Annotated in this window: 7 protein-coding genes; 5 read left to right on the top strand and 2 right to left on the bottom strand. The window is 26.2% G+C overall.

All coding sequences use genetic code 11. The features are described from left to right. Positions 1-68 precede the first annotated feature (68 nt). Complete coding sequence (locus tag BABL1_RS05030) at positions 69-947, bottom strand: hypothetical protein (protein ID WP_023793103.1); 879 nt, start codon at positions 945-947, stop codon at positions 69-71. Between the two features lie 22 nt (positions 948-969). Then, positions 970-1830, bottom strand: a complete 861-nt coding sequence (locus tag BABL1_RS05035; protein ID WP_023793105.1) for a hypothetical protein — start codon at positions 1828-1830, stop codon at positions 970-972. A 449-nt stretch (positions 1831-2279) separates the two neighbouring features. On the opposite strand from BABL1_RS05035, the gene ychF reads away from it, so the two are divergent. The 5 genes from ychF (at position 2280) to BABL1_RS05060 (ending at position 5968) form a co-directional block, all read left to right on the top strand. Beyond that, positions 2280-3395: a redox-regulated ATPase YchF gene (ychF, locus tag BABL1_RS05040; RefSeq protein ID WP_023793106.1), complete on the top strand. Its 1116-nt coding sequence runs from the start codon at positions 2280-2282 to the stop codon at positions 3393-3395. A gap of 72 nt (positions 3396-3467) precedes the next feature. After that, complete coding sequence (locus BABL1_RS05045) at positions 3468-3881, top strand: MerR family transcriptional regulator (protein WP_023793108.1); 414 nt, start codon at positions 3468-3470, stop codon at positions 3879-3881. A gap of 34 nt (positions 3882-3915) precedes the next feature. Further along, complete coding sequence (locus BABL1_RS05050) at positions 3916-4809, top strand: zinc metalloprotease HtpX (protein ID WP_023793109.1); 894 nt, start codon at positions 3916-3918, stop codon at positions 4807-4809. 10 nt (positions 4810-4819) lie between these two features. Further along, a complete protein-coding gene (locus BABL1_RS05055; RefSeq protein ID WP_023793111.1) occupies positions 4820-5293 on the top strand; it encodes a hypothetical protein in 474 nt (157 codons plus the stop codon). 156 nt (positions 5294-5449) lie between these two features. Continuing rightward, positions 5450-5968, top strand: a complete 519-nt coding sequence (locus tag BABL1_RS05060) for a hypothetical protein (protein ID WP_023793112.1) — start codon at positions 5450-5452, stop codon at positions 5966-5968. Positions 5969-6000: the final 32 nt, after the last annotated feature.

Genomic DNA, 6000 nt, shown 5'->3' on the forward strand with positions numbered 1-6000 from the left:
GTAGAGAGTGATATCATAACGAGTAACAATAAAAAAGAGATATTTTTAAATATCTCTTTTTTATTTGTTTATTTTTTTGGAATATATAATTTCTTTATAGCATTCAAAATATAATTTTTTGCTTGAACATTAAAGTTAGTAGAATTTATTTCTTTTTCTGTTTCTTGAAAGGCTTTAAATAAAATTATTAAGCCGAATTTTTTATAATAAGGATTAACTATGTTGTTAATGTTTTCAGTTTGATTTTGAATTTCTTTGTCAATATCTGTCTTACTTCTGTATTTATTCAATATTCCATTAATGAGCTCTATTATTTTATTTTTTAAATCGGTCAGCTTATTATTTGCATTTTGATCGAAGATTTTTGGATCATTATATTTATCATCTAGGTTTTTTATAAAGCTATTTATATTAAATTCTTTAGGATCATTTTTAGGTAAACTATTTTTAATACTCTGTAATTTTGCGTATAATGTTTCATCAAAACTTTTATTTTTAGATTCCTTAATTATATCTCTAAGAAGTTGCCTATTTAATGCACTATCAGTACTATTTAATGATTCTGCTTCTTTAGTAAGTCCTAAAAGTGTCTCTTCTATTATATTTTGAGCTTGAGGACACAGATTATAAAACAAATCAAAATTTAAATAATTTTTGTTAGTCTTATAAACCCTTGATCTTAGCTCTTTAATGAATATATCACTTTTTCCTAAATTAACATTAATTGCACAATAGATCGGTTCAATTAAATCTGTAGCAATATTTTTTTCGGAAATATACTTTTGTATATCTTCAAATTTATCGTAATTCTTAACAATTTGACCTGCCATACTTATAGCTGCTTTTTCTTTCAGGCTATTAGGGTTATAAATTTGAGTGTTATTCATTGCGTTCAATTTATAAAATGCAAAGAATAGAATTATATTTAAAATAGTATGTTTTTTCATTACTTATTTTCCTTTATAAAAATTAATTTTGAGGTATAATTTTTTTAGCTTCGTTTAAGATTCCTCTAAAAAATATTTGGTCTATTTTAGCTAAATTACGTTTTTGAAATATTTCTTTATCTATGCCTTTAAATGCTTTATTTATAAAAATAGTGCCAAATTTACTATGATAAGCTAAAATTAGATTTTTTATTATGTTAAATTTTTCATCAAGAGATGCTTCAATTGAGGACTTCTCCTCTTGAGGATTTATAAATTCTCTTATTTTATCAATTATTCGTTTTTCTACTCTTTTTTCTTTAGGAGATTTTTCTTTAGGATTTTTTAATTTGCTATTTACTATATCATTTGTTATTTGTAGTATATATGTTGTGAATTCAATTATATCTTCCTCAAAAAAATTGGGCACAGTATCTTCCAAATTCGTTAGAAAACTCTCAATTATACTTTGTGTTATTATGTGATCTTTAGGTAGATTTTTATTAATTTTATATAATTTGTTATATAATTGAGAATTAAAATCATAATTTTTAGATAATTTTACAATATGCCTAAGAAGTTGTCGATTTAATTTTATAGTTTCATTATCTGTGAGGCCTGCCTCATAATTGATTAGTTTATCTACTATTATATTTTGTCTCTGAGGATCTAAATTATAAAATAAATCAAAATTTAAATAATTTTTACTATTTGGATAGAGTCGTTCTATTAATTCATTTATTATATTAGTTATTGAAGACTTATCTTCATTAGATGATATGTTAACTTCAGCAGTTTTCTTTAAAACATCTTTTTCGTTTGATTCTGGTGATTCCATAGAATTTATTGTAAAGTTTATTAAAAGTAAGACAGTACTAACTTTTTTAAAATTTAAAATTTTCATCTTTAATAACTCCCTTTAATTTTATCTTAATTATACATAATATTATTTCATATTTGCAATACTATGTCTATAATATTACTTGCTGTAATATTTATTAAAATATAGTAATTTGTGATAATAGAATGATTTAGTAAGTGTTGTATCTTTTCAACTTTTATTAAAGGCAGCACTGATCTTAACTTTTGTAAGATAAAAGATGATCAATATGGGTTTAGTTTTTTATAAAATTAAGTTAATCAGTAGGCTTTTTTTCTTAAATTGATATTTCATTCCCTGATTTTTCTGATATTATATTATTATAATTTTATTATTTGTTATATATATAAGTAAAATTTAAAAATCTAACTAATTGTCGTTTAAAAATGCTTATGTTGTTGTTTTTCATGAGCTTTAATAAATTTTATTACAACATTAAGCATTTAAATTAATAAAAATTTAGGAAAATAAATATGAGTATAAGTGCCGGTCTAGTGGGCTTACCTAACGTAGGAAAATCTACCTTATTTAACGCATTGACTAAATCTTCAGTGCCTGCAGAGAATTATCCTTTTTGTACCATCGATCCTCATGTGGCGTGTACCGTTGTGCCTGATAGTCGATTAGAAAAACTCAGAGAAATCTATAATTCTGAAAAAATAATACCTTCAACAGTACAATTTGTTGATATTGCAGGTCTTGTAAAAGGGGCTGCGTCTGGCGAAGGGTTGGGGAATCAATTTTTAGGAAATATTCGTGAAGTGAATTTAATTATACACGTTTTAAGATGTTTTGATGATGCTAATATTTTATCAACTCGGACTGAAAGTGTAGATCCTCTTTCTGATTTTGATGTTATTTCTACAGAGCTTATATTAAAAGATATTGAGTCTATCAGTAAAAGGAAAGAAAAATTTGCTCATCTTTTAAAAGCAAGTAAAAATGACGTTAAGAAAACTAAGGAGCTAAATTTAGAAGCAGAATTACTTGATAATATATCAAAAGCTCTTGACAATTTTGATTTGAATGCAGTACACCAGCTTATCAATAGTAGTGATGTTGAAACTATACCACTTTTGTGCGCTAAAAAATTTTTAGTTGTTGCTAATTTGTCTGAAAACGATATCCAAGATAATGCGTATGAAAACAATATTCATTATCAAAATCTTGTAAAACGTTTTGGCAAAGATATAGTTATTCCTATTTCTGCCAAACTTGAATATGATTTATCTGTTCTGAATGAAGATGACAGAAAAGAAATGGAAGCTCTTTTTGGTATGCAAAAAAGTGGTCTTGATGAAATTATATCAAGAACATATCAAAATCTTGGGTTAATTACTTTTTTTACTTGTGGTCCTAGAGAAATACATGCATGGCCTATTACTAGTGGAATGACTGTAAGAAAAGCTTCTGGTGAAATACATTCAGATTTAGAGCGTGGATTTATATTTGCTGATGTTTTTAATGTTCAAGATCTATTTGCTTTAGGTTCAATACCTAAATTAAAGGATATGGGTAAGATTAGAACTGAAGGACAAGATTATCAAGTTAAAGATGGAGATATAATTCTAGTTAAATTTAATGTTTAAATAGATATTATTTATTTTGTTTTTGGTGTATAATATTATATAAGGTAGTTACAAAATTTTAGTTTTTAGTTTATGAAAAGAAAAAAAGGATATTTTTCTATATCAGCTGTTGCAAAGATGTTTTCAGTACATCAACAGACTATTAGATTATATGAAAAAGAAGGTTTGATTAATCCTAAGCGTTCTTCAGGAAATACACGTCTATTTTCCGAAGAAGACGTTGATCGACTTGAAGAAGTTATTTATCTTACTCATAAATTAGGAATAAATCTTGCAGGAGTTGAGATGATATTAAAGCTGCAAAAACAAATTAAGAAGATGCAGACTGATATGAATGCTCTTTTTAAAAAGTTACAAAAAGAGCTATCAGACGAAAGCGAGATGCATAAACAAATCATCAAAGAAGCTGCCAATAAAATTAGCGAAGTAAAAAAGAGAAAAAAGGTTGCTTTATCTCCTGAAAATGTTTTAAAAAATTTAGAATAAAGATTTGCTAAATATTTTAATAAAGGAGTAAATAATGTGGTTTAATCAATTAAAAACAATTGTATTTTTGGCTACCTTAACTGGAATGTTAATGCTGATAGGAGGTCTCTTTGGAGGAACACAGGGTGTTATCACTTCTTTTATAATGGCTTTGTTTATGAATGGCATTTCTTATTTTTATTCAGATAAAATAGTGCTTAATATGTACAGAGCAAAAGTACTGGATAAGTCTAGATACGGTTTTATTTATGATATGGTACAAGATATTGCCAATAAAGCAAATATACCTATGCCTAAGCTTTGGTTAGTAGATACTCCAATGGCTAATGCTTTTGCAACAGGTCGCGATCCTAAAAACGCTTCAGTTGCTGTTACAAGTGGTATTTTAGGTTTATTGGATCAAAGAGAGTTAAGGGGTGTACTTGCTCATGAGATTTCTCATATACAAAATAGAGATATTTTAATCGGAACAATTGCAGCAACTATAGCAGGAGCTATAGGCTTTTTAGCAAATATGGCTCAAAGAATGGCTTTTTGGTCAAGTATGAGTAATAACGATAGAGATAGAAGAAATAATCCGAGTGTTATTTCTTTATTCTTAGTTTCTATTTTAATGCCTATAGCAGCTACATTAGTAAGACTTGCTATATCAAGATCAAGAGAGTATTTAGCAGATGAACATGGAGCTGAACTTTCTCATGATCCATTGGCGTTAGCATCAGCGCTTGAAAAGCTTAATGCTCATATTGCAGATGCTCATCTTAAAGAAAATAATGGAATGCAAGTAGCAACTAGTCATTTATTTATTGTATATCCTTTTCTTCCCAAGGGTTTTACTGCACTTTTTTCAACGCATCCATCTTTACAAAAGAGAGTTGCACATTTGAGAAAAATATATCAGGATATGCAAATAGGTGACCAAAGATAAGGGGTGACTTATGAACCAAGGACCATTTGATAATGATAACCAATTTGTTGTTTCATTGGAACTTTTACAGTTATTGAGATGGTTGCTGGAGTTTGAGCAAGAACCATTGAAAAAATTAGTTCAAAGAGCTATAAATAACGGTTTTCAAGATAAAAATAATAAGAGAAATTTAGTATTTGATTTTGAATCTTCTGAAGAATTACAGCAGGCTATATTAGATTTTTTTATTATGCTGGAAACTTTGCTTTATGAATCTATGGATGAAAATGAAGTAAAAAAGGTATGCCAAAAAGATTTAATACCAGCAATTAATAATATAGATTCCAGAATATATGGAAATAATATATTAGATGCTAGTGTAGCTAAAGCTAAAGCAGCTTTTGAACATAATTCTACTGCTAAAGCAAAAGATAATGTTAAAGCAGTTTTTTGTAAAGAGTTATTAAAACGTTGGAAACCATCAAAAAAAACAATAGTAAATTAGTAACTAGCTAATAAAGAGCTTGAAAGATTATAATCTTTCAAGCTCTTTTTATTTTGCTGTATTTTTAATTAAAGATAAATAAACTTAAATTTATATTGACAGTTATAAAATAAAAAATGTATATTTTATTTGTTATAAAATATATGGAGGTTTATTGTGAACAAGTTGAATTTTATTTTATCTGTCTTTTATTTATTTATGTTTAGCTCTTTTGTTTATTCTAAGAATCTTAATAAATTAATTGATATTTCTTATAATTGCAGTAACTTATCAGATGAATTAATATGTTCATTTGATAGCAATGCTACGTTAATGTTTTATAAAGAACAGATTTTAAAAGATAAAAATATGAAAGAAATTACTTTTTTTATTCCGTTAGGGTTATTAAGTAATAATACAGATAAAGTTTTAAGTTCTTTAAATAAATTGGATAATAATTATAACATTAAGCTTGAAAGAACGTCAAAGCCAATTGAAGGTATTAAGATAATTTTTACGTATAATTTTAAAGATATTCATTTAGATTATGGTAAATTAAATGGAGGCTCTAAACTGTTTTTTAGATTTCGTAAAAAAAATATGTTAAATTTAATCAATCAAAAAATCAATACATTTAGATGGTATGCATTTAATGATATAGATTTATTTAATAAAACGTTATTTAGCTATACATAATTTATAAGCAGTTATGGTATAGTTGTATTTAT

The organism is Candidatus Babela massiliensis, from assembly GCF_000513475.1.
Lineage (GTDB): Bacteria > Babelota > Babeliae > Babelales > Babelaceae > Babela > Babela massiliensis.

What these genes read in the sequence shown, in the direction of transcription:
- BABL1_RS05045 (WP_023793108.1), top strand. Translation starts at nt 3,468, where the DNA reads ATGAAAAGAAAAAAAGGATATTTTTCTATATCAGCTGTTGCAAAGATG.
- BABL1_RS05035 (WP_023793105.1), bottom strand. Translation starts at nt 1,830, where the DNA reads ATGAAAATTTTAAATTTTAAAAAAGTTAGTACTGTCTTACTTTTAATA.
- BABL1_RS05030 (WP_023793103.1), bottom strand. Translation starts at nt 947, where the DNA reads ATGAAAAAACATACTATTTTAAATATAATTCTATTCTTTGCATTTTAT.
- ychF (WP_023793106.1), top strand. Translation starts at nt 2,280, where the DNA reads ATGAGTATAAGTGCCGGTCTAGTGGGCTTACCTAACGTAGGAAAATCT.
- BABL1_RS05050 (WP_023793109.1), top strand. Translation starts at nt 3,916, where the DNA reads ATGTGGTTTAATCAATTAAAAACAATTGTATTTTTGGCTACCTTAACT.
- BABL1_RS05055 (WP_023793111.1), top strand. Translation starts at nt 4,820, where the DNA reads ATGAACCAAGGACCATTTGATAATGATAACCAATTTGTTGTTTCATTG.